General features: G+C 68.0%; 29 protein-coding genes. 14 read left to right on the top strand and 15 right to left on the bottom strand.

Annotation, left to right across the window (positions count from 1 at the left end; all coding sequences use genetic code 11):
• The first annotated feature begins 30 nt into the window (after nt 1–30).
• Both QZ853_RS18380 and QZ853_RS18375 read left to right on the top strand, forming a co-directional pair.
• Nucleotides 31–669, top strand: a complete 639-nt coding sequence (locus tag QZ853_RS18380) for an NAD(P)H-binding protein (RefSeq protein ID WP_295576927.1) — start codon at nt 31–33, stop codon at nt 667–669.
• Nucleotides 670–805: 136 nt separating this feature from the next.
• Nucleotides 806–1,717 (top strand): MBL fold metallo-hydrolase, encoded by a 912-nt coding sequence (locus QZ853_RS18375; protein ID WP_295576924.1) that lies wholly within the window; start codon nt 806–808, stop codon nt 1,715–1,717.
• A gap of 131 nt (nt 1,718–1,848) precedes the next feature.
• On the opposite strand, the gene dinB is transcribed toward QZ853_RS18375, so the two are convergent.
• The gene (gene dinB / locus QZ853_RS18370) at nt 1,849–2,943 is read right to left on the bottom strand and encodes a DNA polymerase IV (protein WP_295576921.1); all 1,095 of its coding nucleotides are present in this window, start codon (nt 2,941–2,943) and stop codon (nt 1,849–1,851) included.
• Between the two features lie 190 nt (nt 2,944–3,133).
• Between dinB and fabA the strand changes: the two genes are divergently transcribed.
• Complete coding sequence (fabA, locus tag QZ853_RS18365) at nt 3,134–3,649, top strand: 3-hydroxyacyl-[acyl-carrier-protein] dehydratase FabA (RefSeq protein ID WP_295576893.1); 516 nt, start codon at nt 3,134–3,136, stop codon at nt 3,647–3,649.
• Nucleotides 3,649–4,857, top strand: coding sequence for a beta-ketoacyl-ACP synthase I (fabB, locus tag QZ853_RS18360; RefSeq protein ID WP_295576879.1), 1,209 nt, complete (start codon nt 3,649–3,651; stop codon nt 4,855–4,857). Before fabA ends, fabB begins: the two co-directional genes overlap by 1 nt.
• A 99-nt stretch (nt 4,858–4,956) precedes the next feature.
• Here the strand turns inward: fabB and QZ853_RS18355 are convergent, their stop codons facing one another.
• From QZ853_RS18355 to QZ853_RS18345, 3 genes are read right to left on the bottom strand one after another with little or no spacing between them, the layout of a single operon-like run.
• The gene (locus QZ853_RS18355) at nt 4,957–5,640 is read right to left on the bottom strand and encodes an HAD family phosphatase (protein ID WP_295576871.1); all 684 of its coding nucleotides are present in this window, start codon (nt 5,638–5,640) and stop codon (nt 4,957–4,959) included.
• A complete protein-coding gene (locus tag QZ853_RS18350; RefSeq protein ID WP_008265578.1) occupies nt 5,637–6,338 on the bottom strand; it encodes a pseudouridine synthase in 702 nt (233 codons plus the stop codon). Before QZ853_RS18350 ends, QZ853_RS18355 begins: the two co-directional genes overlap by 4 nt.
• On the bottom strand, nt 6,335–7,399 hold the full coding sequence (locus tag QZ853_RS18345; protein ID WP_295576868.1) for a class I SAM-dependent methyltransferase: 1,065 nt from the start codon (nt 7,397–7,399) through the stop codon (nt 6,335–6,337). The genes QZ853_RS18350 and QZ853_RS18345 overlap by 4 nt, the downstream gene beginning before the upstream one ends.
• A 158-nt stretch (nt 7,400–7,557) precedes the next feature.
• Here QZ853_RS18345 and QZ853_RS18340 point away from each other — a divergent pair, with 158 nt between their 5' ends.
• Nucleotides 7,558–7,821: a hypothetical protein gene (locus tag QZ853_RS18340; RefSeq protein WP_295576866.1), complete on the top strand. Its 264-nt coding sequence runs from the start codon at nt 7,558–7,560 to the stop codon at nt 7,819–7,821.
• A 134-nt stretch (nt 7,822–7,955) separates the two neighbouring features.
• On the opposite strand, the gene QZ853_RS18335 is transcribed toward QZ853_RS18340, so the two are convergent.
• Together QZ853_RS18335 and QZ853_RS18330 are read right to left on the bottom strand one after the other, a co-directional pair.
• A complete protein-coding gene (locus tag QZ853_RS18335; protein ID WP_295576864.1) occupies nt 7,956–8,246 on the bottom strand; it encodes a DUF3247 family protein in 291 nt (96 codons plus the stop codon).
• Nucleotides 8,247–8,289: 43 nt separating this feature from the next.
• Nucleotides 8,290–10,278 carry an ATP-binding protein gene (locus QZ853_RS18330; RefSeq protein ID WP_295576862.1) on the bottom strand — a complete coding sequence of 663 codons (1,989 nt, stop codon included), beginning with the start codon at nt 10,276–10,278 and terminating at the stop codon, nt 8,290–8,292.
• A gap of 244 nt (nt 10,279–10,522) precedes the next feature.
• On the opposite strand from QZ853_RS18330, the gene QZ853_RS18325 reads away from it, so the two are divergent.
• The gene (locus QZ853_RS18325) at nt 10,523–11,089 is read left to right on the top strand and encodes a DUF3016 domain-containing protein (protein WP_295576861.1); all 567 of its coding nucleotides are present in this window, start codon (nt 10,523–10,525) and stop codon (nt 11,087–11,089) included.
• Between the two features lie 150 nt (nt 11,090–11,239).
• Here the strand turns inward: QZ853_RS18325 and alr are convergent, their stop codons facing one another.
• Together alr and QZ853_RS18315 are read right to left on the bottom strand one after the other, a co-directional pair.
• The gene (gene alr, locus QZ853_RS18320) at nt 11,240–12,307 is read right to left on the bottom strand and encodes an alanine racemase (protein WP_295576859.1); all 1,068 of its coding nucleotides are present in this window, start codon (nt 12,305–12,307) and stop codon (nt 11,240–11,242) included.
• Complete coding sequence (locus QZ853_RS18315) at nt 12,286–13,590, bottom strand: D-amino acid dehydrogenase (protein WP_295576857.1); 1,305 nt, start codon at nt 13,588–13,590, stop codon at nt 12,286–12,288. The genes alr and QZ853_RS18315 overlap by 22 nt, the downstream gene beginning before the upstream one ends.
• A gap of 149 nt (nt 13,591–13,739) precedes the next feature.
• Here QZ853_RS18315 and QZ853_RS18310 point away from each other — a divergent pair, with 149 nt between their 5' ends.
• The gene (locus QZ853_RS18310; RefSeq protein ID WP_295576854.1) at nt 13,740–14,219 is read left to right on the top strand and encodes a winged helix-turn-helix transcriptional regulator; all 480 of its coding nucleotides are present in this window, start codon (nt 13,740–13,742) and stop codon (nt 14,217–14,219) included.
• A 103-nt stretch (nt 14,220–14,322) separates the two neighbouring features.
• Here QZ853_RS18310 and QZ853_RS18305 read toward each other — a convergent pair whose 3' ends face one another.
• Both QZ853_RS18305 and QZ853_RS18300 read right to left on the bottom strand, forming a co-directional pair.
• Entirely contained in the window at nt 14,323–14,481 is a 159-nt protein-coding gene (locus tag QZ853_RS18305) for a lana protein (protein WP_295576852.1), read from the bottom strand.
• A 141-nt stretch (nt 14,482–14,622) separates the two neighbouring features.
• Nucleotides 14,623–14,994: a classical arabinogalactan protein 4 gene (locus tag QZ853_RS18300; RefSeq protein ID WP_295576850.1), complete on the bottom strand. Its 372-nt coding sequence runs from the start codon at nt 14,992–14,994 to the stop codon at nt 14,623–14,625.
• A gap of 153 nt (nt 14,995–15,147) precedes the next feature.
• On the opposite strand from QZ853_RS18300, the gene msrB reads away from it, so the two are divergent.
• The 5 genes from msrB to QZ853_RS18275 all read left to right on the top strand — a co-directional run bounded on the left by msrB (nt 15,148) and on the right by QZ853_RS18275 (nt 18,382).
• On the top strand, nt 15,148–15,615 hold the full coding sequence (gene msrB, locus QZ853_RS18295) for a peptide-methionine (R)-S-oxide reductase MsrB (RefSeq protein WP_295576848.1): 468 nt from the start codon (nt 15,148–15,150) through the stop codon (nt 15,613–15,615).
• Nucleotides 15,616–15,706: 91 nt separating this feature from the next.
• Nucleotides 15,707–16,561: a flagellar motor stator protein MotA gene (gene motA / locus QZ853_RS18290; RefSeq protein ID WP_008264562.1), complete on the top strand. Its 855-nt coding sequence runs from the start codon at nt 15,707–15,709 to the stop codon at nt 16,559–16,561.
• A gap of 3 nt (nt 16,562–16,564) precedes the next feature.
• Nucleotides 16,565–17,503, top strand: a complete 939-nt coding sequence (gene motB, locus QZ853_RS18285; RefSeq protein ID WP_286070818.1) for a flagellar motor protein MotB — start codon at nt 16,565–16,567, stop codon at nt 17,501–17,503.
• A 95-nt stretch (nt 17,504–17,598) separates the two neighbouring features.
• On the top strand, nt 17,599–18,093 hold the full coding sequence (locus QZ853_RS18280; protein WP_295576830.1) for a hypothetical protein: 495 nt from the start codon (nt 17,599–17,601) through the stop codon (nt 18,091–18,093).
• 13 nt (nt 18,094–18,106) lie between these two features.
• On the top strand, nt 18,107–18,382 hold the full coding sequence (locus tag QZ853_RS18275; protein WP_295576823.1) for a DUF4031 domain-containing protein: 276 nt from the start codon (nt 18,107–18,109) through the stop codon (nt 18,380–18,382).
• A gap of 48 nt (nt 18,383–18,430) precedes the next feature.
• Here QZ853_RS18275 and QZ853_RS18270 read toward each other — a convergent pair whose 3' ends face one another.
• Entirely contained in the window at nt 18,431–18,973 is a 543-nt protein-coding gene (locus QZ853_RS18270) for a hypothetical protein (RefSeq protein WP_295576815.1), read from the bottom strand.
• 89 nt (nt 18,974–19,062) lie between these two features.
• Between QZ853_RS18270 and QZ853_RS18265 the strand changes: the two genes are divergently transcribed.
• Complete coding sequence (locus QZ853_RS18265; RefSeq protein ID WP_197583234.1) at nt 19,063–19,311, top strand: DUF3297 family protein; 249 nt, start codon at nt 19,063–19,065, stop codon at nt 19,309–19,311.
• A 101-nt stretch (nt 19,312–19,412) separates the two neighbouring features.
• Here QZ853_RS18265 and QZ853_RS18260 read toward each other — a convergent pair whose 3' ends face one another.
• From QZ853_RS18260 to QZ853_RS18250, 3 genes are all read right to left on the bottom strand, one after another.
• Complete coding sequence (locus QZ853_RS18260; protein WP_295576813.1) at nt 19,413–21,062, bottom strand: Na+/H+ antiporter; 1,650 nt, start codon at nt 21,060–21,062, stop codon at nt 19,413–19,415.
• A 117-nt stretch (nt 21,063–21,179) separates the two neighbouring features.
• Nucleotides 21,180–21,971 (bottom strand): class III extradiol ring-cleavage dioxygenase, encoded by a 792-nt coding sequence (locus QZ853_RS18255; protein WP_295576811.1) that lies wholly within the window; start codon nt 21,969–21,971, stop codon nt 21,180–21,182.
• 31 nt (nt 21,972–22,002) lie between these two features.
• Entirely contained in the window at nt 22,003–22,413 is a 411-nt protein-coding gene (locus QZ853_RS18250; RefSeq protein ID WP_295576809.1) for a DoxX family protein, read from the bottom strand.
• A 95-nt stretch (nt 22,414–22,508) separates the two neighbouring features.
• Between QZ853_RS18250 and QZ853_RS18245 the strand changes: the two genes are divergently transcribed.
• Nucleotides 22,509–23,390 carry a LysR family transcriptional regulator gene (locus QZ853_RS18245; protein WP_295576807.1) on the top strand — a complete coding sequence of 294 codons (882 nt, stop codon included), beginning with the start codon at nt 22,509–22,511 and terminating at the stop codon, nt 23,388–23,390.
• An 82-nt stretch (nt 23,391–23,472) separates the two neighbouring features.
• Here QZ853_RS18245 and QZ853_RS18240 read toward each other — a convergent pair whose 3' ends face one another.
• Entirely contained in the window at nt 23,473–26,535 is a 3,063-nt protein-coding gene (locus QZ853_RS18240; protein ID WP_295576805.1) for an EAL domain-containing protein, read from the bottom strand.
• Between the last annotated feature and the right edge of the window lie 57 nt (nt 26,536–26,592).

The raw sequence follows: 26,592 nt of genomic DNA, 5'->3' as shown, positions 1-26,592 counted from the left end.
CCACCCCACACCGCCCTACGGAGTCCGGCCATGAAGATCGCCCTCGTTGGTTCCACCGGCAATATCGGCCGCCAGATCGCCCGCCACGCGCTGGCCCACGGCCATGAACTCACTGTCATCGCGCGCAGCGCACAGAATCTGCCGGCCGAGCTGGCCGGCGCGCATCCGGTGATCGCTTCGCTGGATGACCAGGACGCACTGGTCGCCGCCATCGCCGGCCACGACGTGCTGGCCAGCGCCTACGGCCCGCGTCCGGGCGATGACATCGGCCGCGTCGGCGAGGTCGCCGCGCAGCTGGCCGCGGCCGCACGCAAGGCCGGCGTGCCGCGCCTGGTGGTGGTCGGCGGCGCCGGCAGCCTGGAAGTCGCGCCGGGCGTGCAGCTGGTCGATACCCCGAACTTCCCGGAGGCCTACAAGCCGTACGCGCTGGCCCACCGCGAAGCCTTCAAGCGCCTGCAGGCGGTGGATGACCTGGACTGGACCTTCTTCTCGCCGGCCGCCGAAATCGGCCCGGGCGAAGAACGTGGCCAGTACCGCGTGCAGCCCAAGGCCTTCCTCGCCGACGCCAGCGGCCACAGCCGCATCAGCTACGCCGACTACGGCGCCGCCTTCGTCGCCGAACTGGAAGCGCACCAGTACCCGAAGCAGATCATCACGGCAGCGTACTGATCGACGCCCGTGCCCTGTAGCCGAAGGCAACGGCAGGAGCCGTTGCCAACGTCGCTTGCGACGGCCCGTAGGGGGCCGGGCAAGGACGCCCGGCATAGCCCACGCTCGGCTCCCCATCCGACACAAGGAATTGCCCATGCGCACCGCTGCCCTGCTGCTTCCCTTCGCACTGGCCGCCAGTTTCACCAGTGCCCCGCTGCTGGCCGCGCCGGCCTCCCCGGCGCACGCCACTGCGCCCCAATCCCAGCTGCGGCTGCAGACCTTCCATCCCGGGCCGCAGGCGATGTTCTCGGTGTCCTCGGTGCTGATCGAAGGCCGCCACGACGCGATCCTGGTCGATGCGCAGTTCGGCGCCAGCGACGCGCGCAGGCTGGTGGACCTGATCCGCGCCAGTGGCAAGCAGCTGACCACGATCTACATCAGCCACGGCGATCCGGACTACTACTTCGGCCTGGCCACGCTGCAGGATGCGTTCCCGAAGGCACGCATCGTCGCCACCGCCCAGACCGTTGCCCACATCCAGCAGACCCAGGCCGGCAAGCTGGCCTACTGGGGCCCGAAGATGGGGAGCGACGCGCCCAAGCGCCTCGTGATGCCGCAGGTGCTGGAGGGCGGAGCGCTGCAGCTGGAAGGCGAGCGCCTGCCGCTGATCGGCCTGGATGGCCCGACCCCGGACCGCAGCGTGCTGTGGGTGCCGTCGCTGCGCGCGATCGTCGGCGGCATTCCGGTGGTGGCCGGCGAGCATGTGTGGATGGCCGATACGCAGACGCCGAAATCGCACGCCGACTGGCTGCAGACCCTGCAGCGGTTGCAGGCGCTGAAGCCGAAGGTGGTGGTGCCGGGGCATTACGCGCCGGGTGCGGCGCTGGATGCCAGCGCGTTGCGCTTCACTGCCGACTACATCCGTGCGTTCGATGCCGAGGCGGCGAAGGCGCAGGACAGCGCGGCGCTGGTGCGGGCCATGCGCGCGCGCTACCCGACGCTGGCCGGCGTGGAATCGCTGGAACTGAGCGCGAAGGTGGCCAAGGGCGAGATGCGGTGGCCGTAAGGTTGGGGGAGTTTTTTTTGCAGGGCTGCGCCCTGCACCTGCTCAACGTCAACGTCAAGAGCGGGCTTGCTGAGGGTTGGCGGGATGGGTCCGCTTGCTGCGCAGCGGGCTCTGGCCCCATTGTCTGACGACTAGATGCCTGTGGGATGGGTTGGGTCGTGCCCGAACAACTCGCCCTGCACCACCGGTTCCTTTTCGCGGAAGCCACCGAGACCGACGCCGACCAAGCGGTAGCGGGTCTCGGCCGGCAGGTCGACGCGGGCGCGCAGGGCCAGCGCGATGTCGCGCAGTTCCTCCATCGATTCCGGCGGACGGTCCGGGGTGAAGCTGCGGGTGAGGATGCGGAACTGGGCGGTCTTCAGCTTCAGCACCACGGTGTGACCGACGCGCTCGGTCTTGCGGGTGGCATTCCAGGTCTTCGCGGCCAGCTCCACGATCGCCTCGGTCAGGTCCTCCAGCAGCAGGTCCTCGGCGAACGTGTCCTCCGACGAGATCGACTGCACCTGCTGGTCCGGCTCCACCGGACGCTCGTCGATGCCGCGCGCGCGGTTGTACAGGCTGCGGCCGAAGCTGCCGAACGCCTCCTCCAGATCGGCCAGCGCCCACTGCCGCAGGTCGCCGCAGGTGACGATGCCCTGTGCGGCCAGCTTGCCCTCCATCACCTTGCCAACGCCCGGCACCCGGTTCACCGGCAATGGCAGCAGGAACGCATCCACCCGCTGTGGCGGAATCACGAACTGACCATCGGGCTTGCGCCAGTCCGAGGCGATCTTGGCCAGGAACTTGTTCGGCGCAATCCCGGCTGAAGCAGTCAGGTTCGTTTCCTCGCGGATCTGCGCGCGGATGGTGCGCGCGATGTCGGTGGCCAGTGCGATGCCGCTCTTCGGCTCGGTCACATCCAGGTAGGCCTCGTCCAGCGACAGCGGCTCGACCAGGTCGGTATGCCGCAGGAAGATCTCGCGGACCTGGCGTGACACCGCCTTGTAACGCGTGAAGTCCGGCGGCACGAAGATCGCATCCGGGCACAGCCGTTCGGCGCGCAGGGCCGGCATCGCCGAACGCACACCGAACACCCGCGCTTCGTAGGAGGCGGCACAGACCACCGAACGCGCGCCACGCCATGCCACAACCACCGGCTTGCCGCGCAGTGACGGATCATCGCGCTGCTCCACCGACGCGTAGAACGCGTCCATGTCGACGTGGATGATCTTGCGCAGTCGGGTCATGTCAGGCGGAAAAGGCAGGGGCGTGCCGGGCTGGCCACACGCCGAAGTATGGTCGTTGCACATCAACAGGATGCGCGTATTCCATTGAAAACACTACGGTTGCGTACGGTTGAAATGTTTGATCGGCGCAGTTTCCACGGGCATCCTCGGTCGCTTGTTTCCCCGTTCTTCGCTTCCAGGATTGTGCTTGATGACCCGTCTCCACGCGTTCAACCGCGAACAGCTGCTGGCCAGCGCACGCGGTGAGCTGTTCGGCAGCGCTGCCGGCCGTTTGCCCAACGACCCGATGCTGATGTTCGATCGCATCACCGAAATCCGCGAGGACGGCGGACCGCATGGAAAAGGCATGGTACGCGCCGAACTGGATATCCGCCCGGACCTGTGGTTCTTCGGCTGCCACTTCATCGGCGACCCGGTGATGCCCGGCTGCCTGGGCCTGGATGCCATGTGGCAGCTGACCGGCTTCTTCCTGACCTGGCTGGGCGCCCCCGGCAAGGGTCGCGCACTGGGCTGTGGCGAGGTGAAGTTCACCGGCCAGGTGCTGCCGGAGGCCAAGCTCGTGCGCTACGAGATCGACATCAGCCGCGTGATCAACCGCAAGCTGGTAATGGCCCAGTCGGACGCCCGCATGTACGTCGATGACCGCGAAATCTACAGCGCGCGCGATCTGCGCGTCGGCCTGTTCACCGAAACCGGGAGCTTCTGATGCGTCGCGTCGTCATCACCGGCATGGGCATCACGTCCTGCCTCGGCAATGATCTGGATACCGTTTCGGCCGCGCTGCGCGAAGGCCGCTCGGGCATCACCACGCTGGCCGACCACGCCGAAGCGGGCCTGCGCAGCCAGGTCGGCGGCCGCGTCGATCTCGATCTGGACGCACTGATCGACCGCAAGCAGAAGCGCTTCATGAGCGATGCGGCGGCTTTCGCCTATCTGGCCATGCGCGATGCCATCGCCGATGCCGGTCTCAGCGCCGAGCAGGTCAGCAACCTGCGTACCGGCCTGATCGCCGGTTCCGGTGGCGGCTCCAGCGAATGGCAGATTGGCGCGGTCGATCTGCTGCGCGAACGCGGTGTGCGCAAGGTCGGACCGTACATGGTGCCGCGCACGATGTGCTCGACGGTCTCGGCCTGCCTGGCCACCGCCTACCAGATCAAGGGCGTCAGCTACTCGCTGTCGGCCGCCTGCGCGACCTCGGCGCACTGCATCGGCGCGGCCGCGGACATGATCCGCCATGGCGCGCAGGACATCATGTTCGCCGGTGGCGGCGAAGACCTGCACTGGTCGATGAGCGTGATGTTCGATGCAATGGGCGCGCTGTCGACCAGCTTCAACGAGACCCCCGCCAGCGCATCGCGCCCGTACGACAAGGACCGCGACGGCTTCGTCATCGCCGGCGGCGGCGGCATGCTGGTGCTGGAGGATTACGACCACGCGGTCGCCCGCGGTGCGCACATCCATGCCGAGCTGATCGGCTACGGCGTGACGTCCGATGGTGCCGACATGGTGGCGCCGTCCGGCGAAGGCGCGGTGCGCTGCATGAAAATGGCACTGCAGGGCGTCGATCGTCCGCTGGACTACCTCAACACCCACGGCACCTCGACCCCGCTGGGCGATGTCACCGAGCTCAACGCGATCCGCGAAGTGTTCGGCGATGGGGTGCCGCCGCTGTCGTCGACCAAGGCGCTGTCCGGCCATTCGCTGGGTGCAGCCAGCGTGCATGAGGCGATCTACTGCCTGCTGATGATGCGCGATGGCTTCGTTGCCGGCTCGGCCAACATCGCCGAACTGGACCCGAAGGTGGAGAGCTTCCCGATCCTGCGCGAAAGCCGTGAGCAGAAGCTGGATACGGTGATGTCCAACAGCTTCGGCTTCGGTGGCACCAACGCCGCGCTGGTGTTCGGGCGGGTGTGATGGGGACAGGTGCCGACCAGCGGTCGGCACCTGCCGGAGCGGTTGCCATGGATGTAGCGCCAGGCCCATGCCCGGCTCAGTGCCAACCAGGGTTGGCTGCTACCTCGGCAGCAGCGGCAGCAGCAGCGCATGCGCGTCCACCAGCGAGCCGACGATGCGATGGCCCAGTGCGCGCAGCGCTTCATCCGGATGCACCAGGTCTGGCACCTGGATGACGGTCATGCCGGCCGCCAATGCGGCGCGCGTACCGGCCGGTGAATCCTCCAGCGCCAGACAGCGTTCGGGCGCCTGCCCCAGCCGCTGTGCGGCCAGCAGGTAGATGTCCGGTGCCGGTTTCGGCCGCGCCACATCGCCACTGGTGATCACCGCATCGAAGTACGGCAGCAGTCCGGCCGCCGCCAGCTTGCGGTTGGCCCGCGGCTGCCGCGTGGTGGTCGCCACCGCGCGCGGAATCGCGTGCGCCTTCAGCAGTTCCAGCAGCTCCAGGATGCCCGGCCGCAGCGGCAGGCCGGTCTGCGTGCGCGCTTCGTACAGCTCATGGCAGCGTGCCGCCACCGCCTCGATCACGCTGTCCCCGATGCCCTGCGCGCGCAGCAGCGCGTGCGTATCCCGATCACCGAGGCCGACCATGCGCAGGAACACCGCCTCGTCCAGGCCGAGGCCGAATTCTTCGGCGGCCTCACTCCAGCAGGCCAGCGAGACCCGCTCGCTGTCGATCATCAGGCCGTCCATGTCGAAGATGACGGCGTCGGGCAGGAACGGCAGCGCGGTGATGGAGGTCATGGAGCGAACAACGTATCCAGGTCGGTGGATGTGAGCTGCCGCCATTGCCCCTCGTCCAGTCCCTGCAGGTCCAGCCCGCCAACGCGGCTGCGGTGCAGGGCCTGCACGTGGTTGCCGGTGGCGGCGAACATGCGGCGTACCTGATGGTAGCGGCCTTCGTGCAGCACCAGGCGCGCGCGACGCGCATCCAGCACTTCAAGTTCAGCCGGCAGCAGGGGCGTCTTCTCCGACTCCAGCATCAGCGTGCCGCTGGCGAACAGTGCCACTTCGTCGCCGCGCAGGTCCTCGCTCAGCTCCACCTCGTAGACCTTGGGCAACTTCGACTTCGGCGAGATGATCCGGTGCAGCAGGCCACCATCATCGGTCAGCAGCAGCAGGCCACTGGTCTCGCGGTCCAGGCGCCCGACCGTGGACAGCACCGGATCGCGGTCGCGGAAACGCGGCGGCAGCAGGTCGTAGATCAGGCGGCCGGTGTCCTTGGTCGAGCAGGTGTAGCCGGCCGGCTTGTGCAGCGCGATCGACAGTCCCACCGGCGGATCCAGCGGCTCGCCATCAACGCGGATGGCCTCGTGCGGCACTTGGTCATCGGCGTACAGCACCTCGCCGTCGGCGTCCGTGACGCGTCCTTCGCGGAACATCCACTGCACCTGCTTGCGGCTGCCATAGCCCAGGTTCGCGATGTGCTTGACCAGCTTCATCGGCCTTTCCCCTTCACGGCTTCGACCAGCTTGAAGCCGTCGCGCTCGGCGACCACGCGCACCGCACCGAAGCTCTCGTTGAGCGTGTATTCGTAGGGCAGGTGGCGGTTGGCCACCACGTACAGGCGCCCCCCCGGACGCAGCGCCTGCGCGGCCACGGCGATGAAGCGCTGGCCGATGTCAGGGCGGTCGGCGCGCGACGGCGTGTGGAACGGCGGATTGCTGATGATCACGTCGTAGCCCGGCTCGATGCCGGCGGTGACGTCCTGCCACAGGAAGCGCAGCGGCAGCGGGCGCGGCGGCGGCGCCAGGTTCAGCTCGGCCAGCGCGAGCGCGCGCTGCTCGGCCTCGTACAGGTCGAGCGCGGTGATCTTCGGGCAGCGCTCCAGCAGCTCGCGCGACAGGTAGCCGTAGCCGGCACCGAGATCGGCGGCGCGCCCGGCCAGATCGGGCGGCAGGTGTTCGGCCAGCAGTGCCGACGCCGGATCGATGCGGTCCCAGGCGAACACGCCCGGACGGCTGAGGAAGCGGCCACCGACGATCGGGCGCACCGCATCCAGTGCCGACCAGCGCTTGGCCAGCTCGGCATCGTGCTGGCCCTGCAGCGGTGCGGTCCAGTACACGCGGCAGTGGTTCTTGGTCAGGCTCCCGCCAAGGCCGGTCAGCTGCTTGAGGTCGCCCTCGCCCGAGCGCGCACCTTCGTTGTTGGACTGGCAGGCGACGATGCGGCCGCCATCGGCGACCAGCGCCAGCGCGCGGGCGAAAAGCGCACGCGCCTCTTCACGCTGGCGCGGCGGCAGCACCAGCACCAGCGGGTAGCGGCCCTTGCCGGCGGCATCGTCCAGCTGGCCACGGACGGTCCAGCCGGCGGCCTGCTGCAACGGCTGCGCGAACGGGGCAAAACTCTGCTCGCAATGCACTTCGCGAGTGCCAGCGGCCTCGCGCAACGGCCAACCGTCGCGGGCACGCAGGAAGGCCACCGGACCCTCCGGCCAGCGCAGGGCGCCTTGGGAGAATGGCAGGAACAGGGTCTGCAGGGGGGCGTCGTCGCTGGAGGCCATCGGCGCGGGTACTTCAAGCGTGAGGGCCGTCCATTGTACCGGCTTGGCCGCGCTGGCCCCGGCTGGCCGCTTTGCGAAACCCGAACGGGGCCTTGATCCGCCAGCAACATTGGAACGTTCAGGGTAGAGGCTCCCCCCGGAAACCCAGGAGAACCTGCATGCGAGCCTTGTTCGTCGGTGGCGTGGTCGACAACAGTGAAATGGACCTGGAAGGCAGCCATCCGCCCGTGCATTACCCCGAGGACACCGGCGGCGGCCACTCGCGCTACCGGCTGCACCAGATCGGCCATGGCGCCGACGGCAGCGTGGCCTATGCGGTATACGGAGCGCCCGATCTGGCCGATGCCGAGGTTGCCCGGGTAGCGGAAGAACGTGCCTATGCGCGCCGGTTCGAGGCCACGCCGACGCTGTTCGAGCATTGATGCGGCGGCGGCCACGCGTGGCGTGGGCTAGATGCGCTCATCCAGGCGTGGCGCGGATCTACTGCGTACCGTGGATGTGGCGCGAGGTATGGCGCATTCCATCAGTAGATCCACGCCATGCGTGGATGATGTCGTCAGACCTTCGGCGGCAGCCTGTCGACGCTGGCGATTTCGTCCAGCCAGACGTGATGCTGCTGCACCGGTGCGTCGTAGTCGTCCAGCCTCAGCTGGCCGTTGCTGCCTTCATCGCCGGCCTCGTTGCGGTACTGCTGTACGGTCGGCTTCACTGCCACCGTGCCCAGCAGGCGACGGCCGTCGTGCAGGGTGAGCTGCACCTGCGTTTCGCCTTCCAGCTGCGGCAGCAGGGCTTCCAGGCGCGCGATCTGCGCCGGGTCGGTATGGATACGGGGAGCTGTGCGGGACATCGGTGACCTCCTGCATGCAGGGTCACCGATCGGCCGTGAAGTTTCAGTGCAGCGCGTTGTCGGCGCGGGGTGCCTGCACCTTGCGCACGGCGGCGACCAGCTGTGCCACCGAATACGGCTTGGCCACATGCTCCTGGAAACCCGATGCCAGCGCGCGGCGACGGTCGTCGGCACGCGCCAGCGCAGTCACTGCGACCGCCGGCAGGGTCGCCGCGTCCACGCCCATGTCCTCGCGCAGCGTGCGCACCAGGCCATAGCCATCCATACCCGGCATGCCGATGTCGGTCAGCATCACGTGGTACTGCAGGTGCCCATTGTCGGCCAGCAGTGCCAATGCTTCGCCGGCCGAGCTGGCTGCCGACACGCTGGCCCCCTGCTCTTCCAGCATGCGTCGCAGGTACTCCAGCACTTCCGGCTGGTCTTCCACCGCCAGCACATGCGTGCCGCGCAGCGGATACGGCTCGACAAGCGCCGGCTCCAGGATCGGGCCGCTGAACACCTCGCGCAGCGGGCGGCGCTCGGCGTCGGGATAGTGCTGCGGCAGGCGCACGGTGAAGGTGGCACCGTGGCCATGACCATCACTGGCGGCAGACACGGTACCGCCATGCAGTTCGACCAGCTGCTGCACGATCGCCAGGCCCAGGCCCAGGCCGCCATGACGGCGCGTGGTGGTGCCGTCGGCCTGGCGGAAACGGCTGAACAGATGGTTGAGGAATTCCGGCGCAATGCCGTCGCCGGTATCGCTTACGGTGATTTCCCAGTGATTGCCATCGGCCCGCAGCTGCAGATCGATGCGGCCTTCGGCCGGGGTGAACTTGATCGCGTTCGACAACAGGTTCCAGAACACCTGCTGGAGGCGGGTGGCATCACCCAGCACCAGGCTGGGCTGCTCGGGCAAATGAAGGTGCACGTCCAGCGCCTTGCCTTCGGCCACCAGCTCCTGTGCACCGACCGACTCGCTGAGCAGCAGCTGCAGGTCCACCACTTCCACTTCCAGCTGCACCTTGCCCAGCAGCATGCTGCTGAGGTCGAGCATGTCCGAGATCAGCCGCTTCTGCGCACCGGCGCTGTTGGCGATCACGTTCAGGCCCTTGAACAGCGGGCTGGTGCTGTCTACGCGCTGCAGCAGCAGTTCGCTCCAACCCAGGATGGTGGTCAACGGCGTGCGCAGTTCATGCGACAGCGTGGCCAGGAATTCGTCCTTCAGGCGGGCCATGTTCTCGGCCGCGCTGCGTGCGGCGCGCTCGGACTGCAGCAGCTCCTCGCGCGCCAGTTCGATCTCGCGGCGTTCGGTGACGTCCGGGCTGCTGCCGGCCAGGCCGATGAAGCGGCCCATCCGCGAGAAACGCGGGCGGGCGTTCATCTCCAGCCAGCGCCACTGGCCATCGGCACGGCGGGCACGCACCAACGCATGCATCGAACGCTGCGCCTTGAGCGCTTCCTGCAGCTCGTACTCGAACACCGACGCGTCGTCCGGATGTACCAGCCCACGCCAGACATCTTCCGGCACGCGCGTCTCATCGCCACCGAAGAACTCGCTGAAGGCGCTGTTGACGAAACGGGCGTGGCCGCGCTCGTCGAGCACCCACACCGGCATCGGCAGGCCGTCGGCCAGCGCACTGAAACGGGCTTCGCTCTCGCCCAGCTCCACTTCCATCTGCTTGCGGGCGGTGATGTCGAAGAACAGGATGCCGACCTTGTCCTCGCCCGGCCGGCCCACGCGCACCGCATCGACCGCGAACGAGCGGCCCAGCGCACGCGCTTCCATCTCGAACTGCGCCGGGCGGCCGCTGCGCGCGACCTCACCGTAGATGCGGAACCAGTCTTCCTCGTGCTGCGGCTCGAGCACGCTCATGCGCTTGCCGCGCGCATCCTTCATGCCGGTATGGCGTTCGAAGGCATCGTTGACTTCGAGGAAGCGGTAGTCCACCGCACGGTCGCCCTCGAACAGCACCTGGATCACGCAGAAACCGGCGTTGATGCGCTCAAGCACGCCGTGATGCAGGTCGGGTTCGGACGCCTGCACCATCATCGGTGGGCGCTCCACTAGGGGCGGCAGTGTGGACAAGGGCGTGTGGACAGGCCAAGTTGGAGACACAGCATCTTCCAGAGAGCGTATTCACAGCGTCAAGCGCCGTCAGTCACGGTTGACGACAATGAATTGGCGGCAACCACTCTTGCGCATGACGTAATCGGCCATTGCGATGGTCTCTGAGCGGGATCACACTCGATCTGTGATCAACATCGTCCCCTCACGTGGGACGCAGGAGACCGTCATGAAACGCTCACTTGCTACTGCGCTGTTGCTTGCAGGCGTCCTGGTGGCGGCCGGTGCCATCGCCGCGCCGCGCACCGTGACCGATCCCGAAGCGCCCCGGGCGCTGCAGGCCGATGGCCCGGTCAGCGTGAAATGGGACGATCCGGCCAAATTCACCGAAATCCGGCAGAGCAGCAACCGCTTCGAGGCCGAACGCGGCGACTGGGTACAACAGCTGGCGCGCTACCTTCAGACCACCGCAGCCAAACCGCTGCTGCCGGGGCAGACGCTGGACGTGACCCTGGTCGACATCAAGCGTGCCGGCGACTACGAGCCCTGGCACGGCCCGCGCGGACGTGACATCAGGGTCATGCGCGACATCTACCCGCCGCGGATCACCCTGCAGTACACGTTGAAGGACGCCAGCGGCCGCATCATCAGTGAAGGCGACGCCCGCCTCAGCGACACCGGCTACCTGCAGGGCGGCGGGCTGCTGAGCGACAGCGATCCGCTGCGCTACGAGAAGCGCCTGCTCAATGACTGGGTGAAGCGGCAGCTGACCAGCCAGGCCACCGCCGCACGGTAAGGCCAGGCAACACGATCCCGCGGCGGGCGCCGTCCGGGTCGGCATGCCTTCATGGTGCCGCCCATGGCTCGGCGCTTCCTGCGGCTTCCGGTAGTGCCGGCCGCTGACCGGCATCGCCACGCGTTCCCGGAGCCGAGCGCAGGCTCGGCTCTACACGTACACCTTGGCCACGCGCTTGACCGCACACGGCAGCTGATAGGCGCTTACGCCACAACGCGGTGCCAGTTCCGCCAACGTCGGCGCACTGCCCCACAGTTCCACCACGCTGCCCACCGCGGCCTGCGGATGCGCCGTCAGGTCCACGGTCAGCATGTCCATCGACACGCGGCCGATCAGCGCGCCGGGCTGGCCGTCGATCAGCACCGGAGTCCCGTTCGGGGCGAACTGCGGATAGCCATCGGCATAACCCAGCGCAACCACGCCGACGCGGGTGCGTGCCTTGGAAACGAAACGCGCGCCGTAACCGACCGGCTCGCCGGCCTCGATCCAGCGCTCGGCGATGACCTTCGACTGCATGGTCATCACCGGGCGCAGCCGCGCGGTGATCTCCGAGGCCTCAGGCAGCGGGTTGGCGCCGTACAGCATCAGGCCCGGGCGCACCCAGTCGCTGCGCACATCCGGCCAGCCCAGCAGCGCAGGTGAATTGCACACGCTGGTCTCGCCCTCCAGGCCATCGATGGCACGGGCGAAGGTCGCGGCCTGCTCGTGGGTACGTTCACTGTCCAGTTCGTCGGCGCGCGCCAGATGGGTCATCAGCACGATGCGCTCGACCTGCGGCAGCGCCGACAGTCGCGCATGCGCGGCGCGGAAGCGGTCCACGTCCAGGCCGAGGCGATGCATGCCGCTGTCCAGCTTCAGCCACACCGTCAGCGGGCGCGGGCTGTCGAAGCCGGCCAACGCTTCCAGCTGCCACGGCGAGCCGACCGCGAACCAGAAATCATGCTCTGCCACCAGCGCCATGTCGCTGGGCTCGAAAATGCCTTCCAGCAGCAGGATCGGCGCACGGATGCCAGCCTGGCGCAGCTCCAGCGCTTCCTCGATGGTGGCCACGCCGAAGCCATCGGCCTCGCCTTCCAGCGCCTGTGCACAACGCACCGCGCCATGGCCATACGCATCGGCCTTGATGATCGCCAGGGCCTTGCCACCGCCCAGTTCACGGGCGAGGCGGTAGTTGCTGCGCAGGGCGCCCAGATCGATCAGCGCGCGGGCAGGACGCATGTGCGGTTCTCATGTTGCGGGGCGTGACCGTACTGGCCGTAGCGGAAAATATCCAGGCCTTCGGTGCTGATCTGCGGCTGGCGCGCGCTCATCAGGTCGGCCAGGTAGCGGCCCGAGCCGCAGGCCATGGTCCAGCCCAGGGTGCCGTGGCCGGTGTTGAGGTACAGGTTGCGGAACGGCGTGGCGCCGATCACCGGCGTGCCGTCCGGGGTGGCCGGGCGCAGGCCGGTCCAGAACTGCGCGCGCGACAGGTCGCCGCCCTTCGGGTAAAGGTCGCTGACCACCAGCTCCAGGGTCTGGCGGCGGCGCTGCGACAGCGACAGGTCGAAGCCGGCCACTTCGGCCATGCCACCGACGCGGATGCGGTCGTCGAAGCGGGTCACCGCCACCTTGTAGCTCTCGTCGAGGATGGTCGAGGTCGGCGCCATCGCCGGGTCGGTGATCGGCAGGGTCAGCGAGTAGCCCTTCAGCGGGTACACCGGCAGGCGCATGCCCAGCGGTGCCACCAGTGCCGGCGAGTAGCTGCCGAGCGCGACCACGAAGCGGTCGGCGGTTTCCAGCTTGCCGCCGATGCGCACGCCGGTGACGCGGTCGCCCTCGAACTCCAGGCCGGTGATGTCCTGGTCGAAACGGAACTCGACGCCGGCATCGACGCACATCTGCGCCAGGCGGCGGGTGAACAGCTGGCAGTCGCCGGTCTGGTCACGCGGCAGGCGCAGCGCGCCGACCAGGCCGTCGACGTGGGCCAGGGCCGGTTCGGCCTGGATGATGCCGGCGCGGTCGAGCACCTCGTACGGCACGCCGTACTGGGCCAGGATCTCGATGTCCTGCGCCGAGGCGTCCAGCTGCTGCTGGGTGCGGAACAGCTGGGTGGTGCCCAGGTCGCGGCCTTCGAATGCGATGCCGACCTGCGCGCGCAGCTCGTTCAGGCAGTCGCGGCTGTACTCGGACATGCGCACCATGCGCGCCTTGTTGATCGCATAGCGCTCGTGGGTGCAGTTGCGCAGCATCTGCCACAGCCAGCGGTACTGGGCCAGGTCCATGCCCGGCTTGATCGCCAGCGGTGCATGCTTCTCGAACAGCCAGCCGATCGCCTTCTTCGGCACACCCGGAGCCGCCCACGGCGAGGTATAGCCGAACGACAACTGGCCGGCATTGGCGAAGCTGGTCTCCAGCGCCGGGCCGGGTTGGCGGTCGATGACCGTGACTTCAAACCCGGCCTGTCGCAGGTACCAGGCACTGGTGGTGCCGATCACGCCGCTGCCAAGAACTAGGACTCGCATGGGATTTCTCCAACCCGATCATTCCCTGCACTGAAGCGTGCCGGGACCACAATTGGGGAAGTATAGACAGCCAATGCCAGTTGATTTGCCTGTTTTAAAATCAACCGTCAGGATGTTCTCCTGCAATTCATTCCCCAAGGTTGACGGCCATGGCCACCCGCACCCGCGAACTGGACAAGATCGACCGCAAGATCCTGCGCATCCTGCAGGCCGAAGGCCGCATCTCCTTCACCGAACTGGGTGAGCGGGTCGGCCTGTCGACCACCCCGTGCACCGAGCGCGTGCGACGGCTGGAACGCGAAGGGGTGATCACCGGCTATCACGCGCATCTGGACCCGGCCGCGCTGAAGGCCAGCCTGCTGGTATTCGTGGAGATCAGCCTGGCCTACAAGTCCGGCGACATCTTCGAGGAGTTCCGCCGCGCCGCCCTGAAGCTGCCCAACGTGCTGGAGTGCCACCTGGTGTCGGGCGACTTCGATTACCTGCTGAAAGCACGGATCAGCGAGATGGCGTCCTACCGCAAGCTGCTCGGCAGCACCCTGCTGACGCTGCCGCATGTGCGTGAGTCGAAGAGCTATATCGTGATGGAAGAGGTGAAGGAGACGCTGAGCCTGCCGATTCCGGACTGAGCCGGTTGGGGGGTGGGGTCAGAGCCCGCTGCGCGGGATCCGACCCCGGCCAGGGTGCTGCACGGGGTCAGATCCCGTAGCGAGAGCTCTGACCCCAGATCCGTCAGCGCTGCTGCGGGTGCTTCTGCGAACGCTGTTCCTGCTGCTTGCCGCTCTTGTGCGGCTGCTGCTGATCCATCTGCTGCTGTTGCTGTTGCTGTTGCTGCTGCGGGTTGCGGCCCTGCGGTTCCTTGCCGGGATGACGGTTCTGCTGGTTTTTCATGATCGCGATCCAATGGACAAAGGAGAAGCGGCGGCGGAATGCCGGCGCACAGCCAAAGTGGTCCCGGATCGGTTAATCGCAGGCGAAAAAGCAGTGAGCGCCGGGATGCTGTTTTCCACAGTTCAGCTACACCGCCCGGCGCTACCGGACCTGCTGCCCGTCGCCCTGCGGCACGCTGTCGTAGTAACGGCCGGTGCGCGAATCGAACACACGGTTGGGACCGGCCGGGCGCACCCCGGGAAGGATGCGCCCGTTGCGGTCGTAGACCTTGTCGGCCGGCTTCGGCACCGCCATCGGCGCAACCTGGGCCGGGCCGGTGGACTTGATCGGCTGCGCCGGCTGCGGCGAGGGCAGCACCTGCGGCTGCGGGCGGGCGGCCTGTGGCGGCGGTGGCACCGGTGCGGGCGCCACGGTGGTGCTGCTGCGGGTGGCGGTCGGGTCGGCAGTCGGCACCTGGGCCAGCGCCAGCGCGGGCAGCAGGGCGCTCAACAGCAAGGGAAGGGCTGGTTTCATGGCACGCTCCAGCGTGGATCGGCTTCACCATGCGCCTGCCCCCGTGTGCCGGCCATGAACGGCCATCGCCAACGGCCATCACACTTGCAAGGTGCCGCCGCCACCCCCACGTCTGCTCGCATCCCCAGGCCATCGACCCCACGGAGCGCCGCCATGACTGCCTTCGACCTGACGCCCCCCACTGCCACCCAGACCGAGGCGCTGGTCGCCGGCCTCAGCAGCGAAGAGCGCCGCGTGCTGCTGCAGCACGGCACCGAGGCACCATTCTGTGGCGTGTTCCTCGACAACAAGCGTGAGGGCGTCTACTGCTGCCGGCTGTGCGCGTTGCCGCTGTTCCGCTCCAGCACCAAATTCGATTCCGGCACCGGCTGGCCCAGCTTCTTTGCCCCGTTCGACCCGGCGCATGTGCGCGAGATCCGCGATACCAGCCACGGCATGGTCCGCACCGAGATCATCTGCGCGCGCTGCGGCAGCCATCTGGGCCACGTGTTCCCGGACGGCCCGCCGCCTACCTACGAGCGCCACTGCCTGAACTCGGTCTCACTTTCGTTCACCGGCAACGGCGAACCGTGGCCTGACCCGTTGCAGCGTGGCGGCGCCGAAAGCGGCGTGGCGGGCTGAAATGCCCCGCTGACCGATTTCACAGAATTCCCTCTTCAGAAAACCAGGTGATGGGCCGACAAGGAGATATCCCCGCTCCTTGCGTCGCGCCATGCTCATCATCGTTGGATTCCTGGTCGTCATCATCAGCGTGCTGGGCGGCTACCTCGGCGCACATGGCCGGTTGGGAGCGCTGTGGCAGCCCTACGAACTGGTCATCATCGGCGGTGCCGCGCTGGGTGCGTTCCTGGTCGGCACCCCGGCCAAGACGGTCAAGCAGACCCTGCAGGCGATGGTGGGCGTGTTCAAGGGCCCGCGCTACAAGCAGCAGGACTACATCGATGTGCTCAGCCTGCTTTACGAACTGCTCAACAAGGCGCGGCGCGAAGGCTTCATGGCGCTGGAAGACCATGTCGAGCGCCCGGCCGAGAGCGCGCTGTTTGGCAACTACCCCAAGGTGCAGGCCGATCACCACCTGATCGACTTCATCACCGACTGCCTGCGCCTGATGATCGGCAGCAACATCGAGCCGCACGAGCTGGAGCCGCTGCTGGAACTGGAGCTGGAAAAGCACCACGCCGAAGCCATGGCGCCGTCGCAGGTGCTGACCAAGGTCGCCGACGGATTGCCCGGTTTCGGCATCGTGGCGGCGGTGCTGGGCATCGTCATCACCATGGGCTCGATCGGCGGCGACATCGTCGAGGTCGGTGGCCACGTCGCCGGTGCGCTGGTCGGCACCTTCCTCGGCATCCTGCTGGGCTACGGCTTCGTCGGCCCGATGGCGGCGGCGATGGAAGCCCGCGCCGAACAGGACAGCCGCATCTACGAGTCGGTGAAGACCGCCCTGCTGGCCTGCCTGCGCGGCTACAACCCGAAGATCGCGCTGGAGTTCGCCCGCAAGACGCTGCCGTCGAACGTGCGCCCGGCCTTCTCCGATTTCGAGCAGCACCTGAAGACGGTCAAGTAAGCCATGGCCGAGACCAAGCCCACCGTCATCGTCCGCCGGGTCAAGAAGGCCGGCCACGCCGCCCACCACGGCGGCTCGTGGAAGGTCGCCTATGCCGACTTCGTGACCGCGATGATGGCGTTCTTCCTGGTGCTGTGGCTGATGGCCACCACCAACAAGAACGACCGCGCCGCCATTTCCGAGTACTTCCGCAATCCCAGCCCGTTGAGCGGGCAGAGCGCCACGCCGGCACCCGGGATGGCCGGCCCGGGCGGCGCCAGTACCTCGATGATCAAGCTGGGCGGTGCCACCGACATCTCGCGCGGCAACAGCAACGACCCCTTCCAGAACCAGAAGGAAGCGGTGCCGCAGCCGGTGGACCAGCAGCAGCGCGACAAGCAGCAGCTGGAGCAGCTGATGAAGGAGCTGCAGGAAGCGATCAGCAAGAGCCAGGCGCTGGAGCCGTTCAAGGACCAGCTGCTGCTGGACCTGACCCCGGAAGGCCTGCGCATCCAGATCGTGGACAAGCAGAACCGGCCGATGTTCGACCTCGGCAGCGCCACGCTGAAGCCGTACACCCAGCAGATCCTGCACGAACTGGCCAATTACCTGAACCATGTGCCGAACCGGATCAGCCTGACCGGCCACACCGACATCACCGCGTATTCGGCCGCACACGGCTACGGCAACTGGGAGCTGAGCGCTGACCGTGCCAACGCCGCGCGGCGCGCGCTGATCGACGGCGGCCTGGACGACGGCAAGATCACCCGCGTGGTGGGCCTGTCCTCGTCGGTGCTGTTCGACAAGGCCGACCCGCAGAACCCGATCAACCGCCGCATCAGCATCGTGGTGATGACCCAGGCCGCCGAAGCGGCTGCCCTGGCCGGCGCCGGCCCGCAGGTGGGGCTGTCGGCGCCCACCGCCGATCCGGACGTACAGGCCGCGCAGGGTGAGGCAAAGTAGACCGTGGGTGCGGACCAAGGTCCGCACCCACCAGGGGCATCACCCGGCGCACCCGCTACAATGGCCGTCTTTCCGTTTCCAGGTGACCCGACCTCATGTCCCAGAACTCCAAGGCCAAGCGCGACAAGCGCAAGAAGCAGCAGGGCAAGCGCCCGTTCCTCCGTCTGAACGCCCAGCAGCAGGTGCAGAACCATGCCGTGCTGACCAGCGAAGACGGCCAGGTGGTCGCGGCCATCGGCCTGCAGGGCCGTGAGTGGCTGCTGGCCATCGGCGGCCAGACCATGGGCAACGCCGAGAACCCCGTGCCGATGCTGGCCATGCTCAAGCACCTGGCCAACGTGCAGGAGAAGGAAGGCCGCAAGGTCAACCTGGAATACTCCGAGCTTCTGCAGAAGCTGCTGGACACCCTGGCCGAAGAGTCCGGCCAGACCGCTGACGAGTACCTGGACAAGCTGGTCGCCGAGTTCGAAGGCGTCGAAGCCGCCGACGGCGAGGACGACGCAGCCGCCGAGGGCGACGTGGCCGACGCCGCTGCTGCCGACGCCGAGGCCGCCCCGGCCGCCGACAGCGACAGCAAGCCGCAGGCCTGAACCGGCCGCGGCGGTGACGGTCTACGTCGATGACGCGGTGCATGCCTGGCGCGGACAGCGCTGGGCGCACCTGATGGCCGACACCCTGGCCGAGCTGCACGCGATGGCGGCGCAGCTCGGCATTCCGCCCCGGGCCTTCCAGAACAAGGCCAGCGGCGCCCATTACGACGTCACTGCCGAGCTGCGTGCACAGGCGATCGCGCTCGGTGCGCGGGCGATTTCCCGGCACGCCGACCGCGACCTGGTCAAAGCGGTGATCGCCAACGCCAGGGCGCAATACCGGCCGTAGGCCCGCGCACAAAGCGTGCGGACCAAGGTCCGCACCCACCTGCCCGGCTCAGAACGGGTCGCTGCCCAGCCGGATTTCCACGTTCAGCAGCGAGCACAGCGCCAGCATCGCGTCATCGTCGCGGGTCAGCGCCATCACGCCGCTGAAGCCGTCGCTGCCGGCATCCACGCTCCACAGCGTGTAGTTGTGCTCGCGCAGGCGGTCGAAGGCGGTGGACATCAGCTGCACGCCGTCCAGGTCTTCGGCGAAGTCCTCGTCGTCCAGGTCGCCGCCCCAGTCCAGCTGCAGGTTGAAGCGCGCCGACAGCTCGTTCACCGCCGACTGCAGCGATTCCAGGTCATCGCGCTCCACCTCGAAACCGGACTGCCAGGCAATGGCGGTGAACAGCGCCGGCAGCCAGTCGCTGTCCGCTTCCAGCGGCTGCCCCTCCTCGGCCAGGTGCTCGCGCCAGCGGTTGAACTGCTGCAGGGCCAGCTCCTCGTCGCCCGGGTTGATCAGCACCAGCAGGTTCCAGACCCGCGCCTCGAAATCGTCCTCGTCGAAATCGTGGGCGTCTTCCTCGAAGTCGAAATAGTCGCTGTTGTCGGGCATCGCGGGCACTCCTTGGGGCAGGCCGGCATTCTACGGTTTATCCTGTGCCGCTGAAGTCGGCCGTGGTGGCCGTCACTGTGAATGAAGCGATGAGCGAGACCCCTCCTGACCACCTGGCGATCAATCCGGCCAGCCCCTTCCATGATGCGCAGGCTCTGGAGCGCGGCGTCGGCGTGCGTTTCAACGACGTCGAGCGCGACAACGTCGAGGAATACTCGGTCAGCGAAGGCTGGATCCGCGTGCAGGCCGGCAAGGCCCGTGACCGCCGCGGCAACCCGATGACCATCAAGGTCAAGGGCAAGGTCGAGGCGTACTTCCTGGACCAGAAGCCGGAATAACCGGCTTCTGTAGCGTCGAGCCGTGCTCGACTGCTTTCCGTTCCGGGTTCATGAGGCCTGGGGCAAGAGCAGTCGAGCATGGCTCGACTCAATATCCGGCATCACTCGCGCTTGCGAGACTCCAGCAGGTCCAGGTTGCGGATCAGGCGCCGCGAGATCTCATCGGAGATCACCCCACGCCGGGTCAGCCGGAACAGTTCCTCGCGCTCGGCATTGAGGCCGGCGCTGCGCAGCTGGCGGTAGCCCATTTCCATGCGCCGCACCTTCTCCGGGTCCACGTCGGGCCCATCGTTGTCGCGCTCCAGGTGGCGCTGGTAGAGCAGGCTCACCCGCGACGCGGCGTCGTTGTACAGCTGCACGTTTTCGGTGTTCTGGTTCATCACCAGCTGCTGGCGCATGCGCTCGACCCCGGCCAGCGCGGCCTTCGACGACAGCCGGCGCGCCAGGTCCTCTTCCTTGCGTTCGCCCGAATCGGCCGGCAGCTGCAGGCCCTTCAGCAGCTGTGGCAGCGCGATGCTGGCGCCCAGCAGCGAGAACAGGATCACCGAGGCGGCCAGGAAGATCACCAGGTCACGCGCCGGGAACGCACTGCCATCGGGCAGGAACAGCGGCAGGGTCAAAACACCGGCCAGGGTGATCGCGCCGCGCACGCCGGCCACCGAGGTCGCCACCACGATGCGCCAGTTTGGTGCCTCGCCGCGCTCCAGGCCACGGCGCCGCGCGCGCAGCAGGTTCCAGCGCAGCGACAGCCACACCCACAGCAGGCGCAGCGTGATCAACGCCAGGTTGATCACCACCACGTACACCAGCAGCCACCACGCACTCTGGTGGCCGCTCTCGTTCATGGTGGTGGTGGCGCGTTCGACGATGCCCGGCAGCTGTTCGCCCAGCAGCACGAACATGATGCCGTTGAAGCTGAACTGCAGCATGTTCCAGACCCCGGCGCGCTGCACGCGCATGCTGCCGGAAACGCGGCCGGTCAGTTCCACGTAGCTCATCGCGATGCCGGCGGCGACCGCGGCGAGAATGCCCGAGGCATGGATTTCTTCGGCCAGCAGGTAGGCCGCGAATGGAATGAGCAGGTTGACGAGCATCGCCGCGCCGGGCTCCTCGCCGAAGCGGCGCCACAGCCAGCGCTGGAAGGTGGAGACACCGAGGGTGACCGCCACGCCCACCGCCAGACCGGCCACCGCCACCCACACGAAGGTCAGCGACGCCGTGGCCAACGAGAACGTGCCAGTCATCACTGCGGCCACCGCGAAGCGGAAGCAGACCAGGCCGGACGCATCGTTGAGCAGCGACTCGCCTTCCAGGATGTGCATCAGGCGCTTGGGGATCGGCGCCTTGGAGGCGATCGCACCGACCGCCACCGGATCGGTCGGTGACACGATCGCCGCCAGTGCGAAGCACACCGCCAGCGGCATCACCGGAATCAGCCAATGGATCAGGAAGCCGGCGCCGATCACGGTGAACACCACCAGGCCGAAGGCGAGTTCGAGGATCGCACCCTTGTCGCGGAACAGGCCCTGCTTGGGAATGCGCCAGCCATCGAGGAACAGCAGCGGCGGCAGGAACAGCAGGAAGAACACTTCCGGTTCCAGCGCGTGGCCGCGGTTGAACACCCCGGCGATCACCGCGCCCAGGCCGATCTGAACCAGCGGCAGCGGCAACGAGAACGGCAGGACACGAACCAGGTAGCCGCTGGCGACAACGGCCACCAGCATCGCCAGGACGACTTCAATGGTATGCATGCTTCTTCCAGGAAGCGGCGCGTGGGGAGGCTCGGGGGCCAGCGCCGGAAACCCGGAAAAAACTACCACATGCGGCTGCAACCGCGACGACGGGAAGGGCCCGGCGTCAGCCCCGGCTCATGCCGCCCCATCGAAGCGGTACAGGTCCATGGCCAGGAAACCGGCGTCGATGCCGGCATCGATGCGACGTGCACCGAAGCCGCCCTCGTCCGCCGCGCCCATCGCGAAGAACAGCGGCAGCAGGTGCTCGTCGGTCGGGTGCGCGCGCTCGGCAAACGGCGCCTGGCGGCGATAGTCCAGCAGCGCCTGGCGGTCGTCGGCGGCCAGCCGCTGCTCCACCCACTCGATGAAGGGGCGCACGTATGGCGCTTCCTTGCCGTCCTGGTAGTCGCCCCAGTCATGCAGGTTGTGGGTGATGCTGCCCGAGCCGACCAGCAGCACGCCCTGCTCGCGCAGCGGCGCCAGCGCCCGCCCCATTGCGAACTGGTGCGCGGGGCCGAGCAGCGGCTGGATCGACACCGGCACCACCGGGATATCGGCCTGCGGGCGCAACAGGCGCAACGGCACCCACGCGCCATGGTCGAGGCCACGCTGCGGGTCGATGGCCACCGGCAGCCCGGCGGCAGCGATGCGGCCGGCAACCTCTTCGGCCAGCGCAGGATCGCCCGGCGCCGGGTACTGGAGCTCAAACAGCGCGCGCGGGAAGCCACCGAAGTCGTGGATGGTCGGCGGCCGCGGATGCGCGCCGACCAGCGGCTGTCGGCCCAGCCAGTGCGCCGAGGCCATCACGATGGCGCGCGGGATCGGCAGATCCTGCGCCAGCTCGGCCAGCCGCACGCCAACCTGGCCCGGATGCAGGGCGGTCATCGGCGAGCCATGCGAGATGTACAACGAAGGCAAACGGGACATGGAATTCTCCAGTTGCAGGATCAGGCGGCGATCAGCGCGAACGCAGGGTCCACTTGCCGTCGCCGATCAGGAACAGCACCACCAGTGCCAACGCCCAGAACGCCGGGTATTCCCAGCCGCCGCCCGCGTTGGCGAAGCCGAAGCCGTTGGCCCCGTGCACGGTGACGATGGTGCCCAGCAGCAGCGGCACGCCGGCCAGGCCGACCCAGCGCGCGTAGATGCCCAGCAGCAGCGCGGCGGTGATGACCAGCTCAACCGCGATGGTGAGATAACCGAGCACACCGGGCAGGCCCAGCGATTCGAAGAAGGCCGCGGTACCTGCCGGCGTGAACACCAGCAGCTTGATCAATGCGTGGACCAGGAACAGCACGCCGAGGGCCAGGCGCAGCAGGGTGGCGCCGTAGGGCGCCAGCGGCGGAACAGGAGCGGTGCGGGTGTGCATGGGAGGCGCCTCTGAGAGAACAAGCGCAGCTTATTGCGCCTTCACCGGGCGATAAATACGATGGTTTGACCGTATTTATTTCAGAAGGCGCAATAATGGACACCCTCGATGCGATGCGGGTCTTCGTGGCGGTGGTCGAGCGCAATGGTTTCAGTGCCGCTGCCCAGGCCCTGGGCATGTCCACCGCCGGGGTCACCCGCCAGGTCGCCGCACTGGAGAAGCGACTGTCCACCCGCCTGCTCCACCGCACCACGCGCCGGGTCAGCCCGACCAGTGCCGGCGCCGCCTACTACGCCCGGTGCGTGCGCCTGCTGGCCGAGTTCGACGCGCTGGAAGCCAGCATCGGCGCGCAGGCGCTGGAACCCTCCGGCACGCTGCGCATCAACGCACCGGTCAGCTGGGGCATCGCCCGGCTCGGGCCATTGCTGGCCAGCTACCGCCAGCGCTTCCCGCAGGTCGAGCTGGACCTGGCCCTGTCCGACCGGTTGGTGGACATGGTCGAGGAAGGCTACGACCTGGCCATCCGCATCACCCGCCAGCCGAGCCCGGCGCTCATCGCGCGCCGCCTGGGCGAATCGCGGGTGAGCCTGTGTGCCGCCCCCTCCTACCTGGCCGCGCGTGGCACGCCGCAGACGCCGCACGAACTCGAGGCACACGCTTGCCTGAGCTACAGCTACTGGGCTGCCGGTGACCACTGGCCGCTGCAGGGGCCCGGTGGCGAAGTGAAGGTGGCAGTGAGCAGCCTGCTGCACGCCAACAATGGCGACGTGCTGCGCGAAGCGGCGATTGCCGGGATGGGCGTGATCCTGCAGCCCGACTTCCTGCTGGAAGACGCGCTGGCCGATGGCCGCCTGGTGCGCGTGCTGCCGGAATGGGAGGCCGCGCCGATCGGCATCTTCGCCGTCTACACCAGCCGCAGCCACCTGGCACCGAAGGTGCGCAGTTTCATTGACCACCTGGTGGAAGCCGGGGTGTAGCCGGGTCTGGCGTTTGCCGGCCAGTGGCCGGCACTACCGTCATGTTTCGGTCTGGTAGCCGGCCGCTGGCGGGCATGACCGCTCAAGCAGGCACTTCATCCAACGCGTTGATGATGTGCTCCAGCGGTGCGGGCCGTCCCAGCAGGTAGCCCTGCACCTGGTCGCAGCCATGTGCCGCCAGCCAGTCCAGCTGCCCCGGCGTCTCCACGCCCTCGGCGATGATGGTCAGCCCCATGCTGTGCCCCAGCGACAGCAATGCGCGGCAGATCGAGGCATTGCGCGGATTGGTTTCCACATCCGCCACGAAGCTCCGGTCGATCTTCAGGATGTCCAGCGGCAGGTGCTGCAGGTAAGACATGCTCGAATAGCCGGTGCCGAAATCATCCAGTGACACGCTGATGCCCTGCTCGTGCAGGCGCTGCATGGTCTGCATTGCCTGCGCCGGTTTGCGCATCAGGCTGCTCTCGGTCAGTTCCACATGCAGCGCGCCCCGCGCCAGGCCGAACTCCTGCTGGGCGCGGGTGAACTCGGCCACCAGGTCGCTGTTGAAGAACTGCACGGCCGAGACGTTGACCGCGATCGGCAACTCGCCCCAGCCCGCCTCGACCAGTCGCCGCTGCGCCTTGGCCGCCGCACGGATCACCCAGCGACCCAGCGCAAGGATCAGCCCGGTCTCCTCGCACAGCTGGATGAACTCGTTGGGAGGAATGAAGCTGCCATCGGCCTGTGGCCAGCGCAGCAGCGCTTCCAATGCCGCCGGGCTGCCATCGCTGGCGTGCCGGATCGGCTGGAAGTACAGCTGGAACTCGTTGTCGATGGCGGCATGGATGCGTCCGGCCAGACGCAGCCGATCCGCCAGCCGGGTGGTCACCGCCGCGTCGAACCAGACCACCACGTTGCCCTCGGCGCGCGCCGCATGCGCGGCCTGCGCGGCCATGCCGATGACCTGTTCGGCGCTGTGACCATCGCCGGCCACGTGCACCGCCACGCCGACGCGCGGCTCGAACTGGTGCAGTGAATCCTTGCCGCGCATCGGCGCCGACACGATCTGCAGCAGGTCGTCCAGCACGCGCTGGGTATCGTGCCCGGCGGCGATGGCGAACACGAAATCCTCTGCGGGCTGGAACGCCAGCGTGCCGTAACGCGCGCCCAACCCACCGAGCCGGGTCGCCATCGATTGCAGCACGGCATCGCCGATCTCGCGGCCCAGCGTATCGGCCACCAGCTGCAGGCCCCGCAGTTGCACGAAGGCGATGGTGTAGGCCTCGTCCCGCTCGTCCAGCTGCTCGGTCAGCGCACGCACGTTGAGCAGGCCGGTGGCCGGGTTGTGCCGCGCCTGGTAGGCCAGGTCACGCTCGTAGGCCAGCCGTTCGCTGACATCCTCGGCCAGCACCAGGCACGCCGGCTGGCCATCGAAATCGAGCTTGGACAGGTGCGCGCGCACTTCGAACACGCTGCCGTCCTTGCGCCGGTGCAGGCGCACCGCTGCATCCTGCAGCTCACCGACGCGGGCCTTGGCGATCGCTCCCTTGACCTCGTCCCAGCCTTCGCGCGGGCGGATGTCGAGAATGCTCATCGCCAGGAATTCCTCGCGGCTGTAGCCGTACTGGCGCACCGCGGCGTCGTTGACCTCGATGAAGCGCAGCGTATCGGGGTCGAACACCCAGAACGGCGCCGGATTGCGGTCAAACAGCAGCCGGAAGCGGCGCTCCACCTCACTCATCTGTTCGCGCGCCTGGTAACGCTCGCTCAGGTCGGTCAGCGCGCCGATCATGCGCCGCTCGCTGTCGGCTACCTCCACCCGCTGTCCGCGCGCACCGACCCAGCGCACCTCGCCACCGGGCAGCACCAGGCGGAACACCTGGTCGAGCACCGCGCCGCCGGCGAATGCCTGGTCGAACGCCTGCTGCAGGCGCACGGTGTCGTCGCGGTGCACGCGGGCGAAGAAATCCGCTACCGGCAACGCATCGGTCTGCACGCCGAAGATCTCGCGCGCCAGCGGTGACCAGCGCAGCAGCGCCGCGTCTTCATCCACGTACCAGGTACACACGCGGCCGACCTGATGCGCCAGCCGCAACTCGGCGTGGCCCGCCTTCAGTTCCTCGGCCATCGACTGCTGGCGACGCGTGGTGCGGCGCACCGCATACAGCAGCACCAGCAGCACCGCGATGTAGGCCAGCACGATGGCGATCGAGGCCTGCAGGTAGGGCCACCACGGCGCCAGTACATCTTCGTCGGCCAATCCGATCTGCACCGCCAGCGGGCTGCGGTCGAGCGTGCTGATGGTGGTGATGCGCGGCACGCCATCGACTACGCCGGGCAGGCTGCCCAGTTCGACCACGGCCTGCGTTCCGAGCAGGTCACGCCGCGGAAGGTTGTAGCGACGCCCCACCGTGCCATGCGGATCCGGCACGCGCGCCAGCATGTAGCCCTCGGCATCGCTGATCGAGACCAGCCCGCTGGGGCCCACATCCAGGCCGCCGGCAATGCGCTGCAGTTCGGCGCAGCGCAGCCGCGCCAAGAGCCAGCGGTCGTCGGCCATCGGTAGCGCCAGCGGCACCACCCAGTCACCATCACTGGCCCGCAGCGGTGGCCCGATGTACAGCGCACTGCCCTGCCCGCGGCGCTGCGGGTCGGTCCACAACGGCAGCTGCAAGTCGCCCTTGCCGGCGGTCAGCGCGCGCCCATAGCTGTCCAGCACCACGATGCTGTGCAGTTCGGCATGGCGGCGCAGCACGCCGCTGATCGAGGCATCCAGCAGCGCAGGTGCCTGCGCCGGAACACCACGGAACAGTTCGGCGGCATCGGCGGCAATGCCCGACATCGCCCGCTCCAGGTTGCGCAGCTCCATCGCCAGCAGCCGCTCGCTGCCCACCGCCAGGGCGCGGCTCTGCCGTTGCGCGGCCTCCAGCCGGCGCTGGTGGTCGTTGACCAGCATGGTGGCCAACCCGGCCACCAGCAACACGCCCAGCAGCACGCCGCCCCAGGTGATGGCGCGCAACGGCCGGGCCAACGCCCGCTTCAGCGCGGGCATCGGTCGATCTTCCTTGTGCAGTCGGCTGGCTTCATGCGCGAACGAATCCTCCACATCCCCGACCTCAACGGCCGGCGGACGCCATTCTTGACGCCTGACCCGACCCCGCATGGCCACCTCCCCGAGTCCGCGCAGGGCTCCAGAGGCCAGCATGCACCACCCCGGTGG

This window comes from uncultured Stenotrophomonas sp. (assembly GCF_913778665.1).
In the GTDB taxonomy this organism is placed as follows: domain Bacteria; phylum Pseudomonadota; class Gammaproteobacteria; order Xanthomonadales; family Xanthomonadaceae; genus Stenotrophomonas.
The sequence above is the reverse complement of the archived record's forward strand: the minus strand, read 5'-3'. Positions and strand labels throughout refer to the sequence as shown.

Coding starts and splice junctions, on each gene's coding strand:
- QZ853_RS18380 (WP_295576927.1), top strand. CDS start 31: ATGAAGATCGCCCTCGTTGGTTCCACCGGCAATATCGGCCGCCAGATC.
- QZ853_RS18375 (WP_295576924.1), top strand. CDS start 806: ATGCGCACCGCTGCCCTGCTGCTTCCCTTCGCACTGGCCGCCAGTTTC.
- dinB (WP_295576921.1), bottom strand. CDS start 2,943: ATGACCCGACTGCGCAAGATCATCCACGTCGACATGGACGCGTTCTAC.
- fabA (WP_295576893.1), top strand. CDS start 3,134: ATGACCCGTCTCCACGCGTTCAACCGCGAACAGCTGCTGGCCAGCGCA.
- fabB (WP_295576879.1), top strand. CDS start 3,649: ATGCGTCGCGTCGTCATCACCGGCATGGGCATCACGTCCTGCCTCGGC.
- QZ853_RS18355 (WP_295576871.1), bottom strand. CDS start 5,640: ATGACCTCCATCACCGCGCTGCCGTTCCTGCCCGACGCCGTCATCTTC.
- QZ853_RS18350 (WP_008265578.1), bottom strand. CDS start 6,338: ATGAAGCTGGTCAAGCACATCGCGAACCTGGGCTATGGCAGCCGCAAG.
- QZ853_RS18345 (WP_295576868.1), bottom strand. CDS start 7,399: ATGGCCTCCAGCGACGACGCCCCCCTGCAGACCCTGTTCCTGCCATTC.
- QZ853_RS18340 (WP_295576866.1), top strand. CDS start 7,558: ATGCGAGCCTTGTTCGTCGGTGGCGTGGTCGACAACAGTGAAATGGAC.
- QZ853_RS18335 (WP_295576864.1), bottom strand. CDS start 8,246: ATGTCCCGCACAGCTCCCCGTATCCATACCGACCCGGCGCAGATCGCG.
- QZ853_RS18330 (WP_295576862.1), bottom strand. CDS start 10,278: ATGATGGTGCAGGCGTCCGAACCCGACCTGCATCACGGCGTGCTTGAG.
- QZ853_RS18325 (WP_295576861.1), top strand. CDS start 10,523: ATGAAACGCTCACTTGCTACTGCGCTGTTGCTTGCAGGCGTCCTGGTG.
- alr (WP_295576859.1), bottom strand. CDS start 12,307: ATGCGTCCTGCCCGCGCGCTGATCGATCTGGGCGCCCTGCGCAGCAAC.
- QZ853_RS18315 (WP_295576857.1), bottom strand. CDS start 13,590: ATGCGAGTCCTAGTTCTTGGCAGCGGCGTGATCGGCACCACCAGTGCC.
- QZ853_RS18310 (WP_295576854.1), top strand. CDS start 13,740: ATGGCCACCCGCACCCGCGAACTGGACAAGATCGACCGCAAGATCCTG.
- QZ853_RS18305 (WP_295576852.1), bottom strand. CDS start 14,481: ATGAAAAACCAGCAGAACCGTCATCCCGGCAAGGAACCGCAGGGCCGC.
- QZ853_RS18300 (WP_295576850.1), bottom strand. CDS start 14,994: ATGAAACCAGCCCTTCCCTTGCTGTTGAGCGCCCTGCTGCCCGCGCTG.
- msrB (WP_295576848.1), top strand. CDS start 15,148: ATGACTGCCTTCGACCTGACGCCCCCCACTGCCACCCAGACCGAGGCG.
- motA (WP_008264562.1), top strand. CDS start 15,707: ATGCTCATCATCGTTGGATTCCTGGTCGTCATCATCAGCGTGCTGGGC.
- motB (WP_286070818.1), top strand. CDS start 16,565: ATGGCCGAGACCAAGCCCACCGTCATCGTCCGCCGGGTCAAGAAGGCC.
- QZ853_RS18280 (WP_295576830.1), top strand. CDS start 17,599: ATGTCCCAGAACTCCAAGGCCAAGCGCGACAAGCGCAAGAAGCAGCAG.
- QZ853_RS18270 (WP_295576815.1), bottom strand. CDS start 18,973: ATGCCCGACAACAGCGACTATTTCGACTTCGAGGAAGACGCCCACGAT.
- QZ853_RS18265 (WP_197583234.1), top strand. CDS start 19,063: ATGAGCGAGACCCCTCCTGACCACCTGGCGATCAATCCGGCCAGCCCC.
- QZ853_RS18260 (WP_295576813.1), bottom strand. CDS start 21,062: ATGCATACCATTGAAGTCGTCCTGGCGATGCTGGTGGCCGTTGTCGCC.
- QZ853_RS18255 (WP_295576811.1), bottom strand. CDS start 21,971: ATGTCCCGTTTGCCTTCGTTGTACATCTCGCATGGCTCGCCGATGACC.
- QZ853_RS18250 (WP_295576809.1), bottom strand. CDS start 22,413: ATGCACACCCGCACCGCTCCTGTTCCGCCGCTGGCGCCCTACGGCGCC.
- QZ853_RS18245 (WP_295576807.1), top strand. CDS start 22,509: ATGGACACCCTCGATGCGATGCGGGTCTTCGTGGCGGTGGTCGAGCGC.
- QZ853_RS18240 (WP_295576805.1), bottom strand. CDS start 26,535: ATGCGGGGTCGGGTCAGGCGTCAAGAATGGCGTCCGCCGGCCGTTGAG.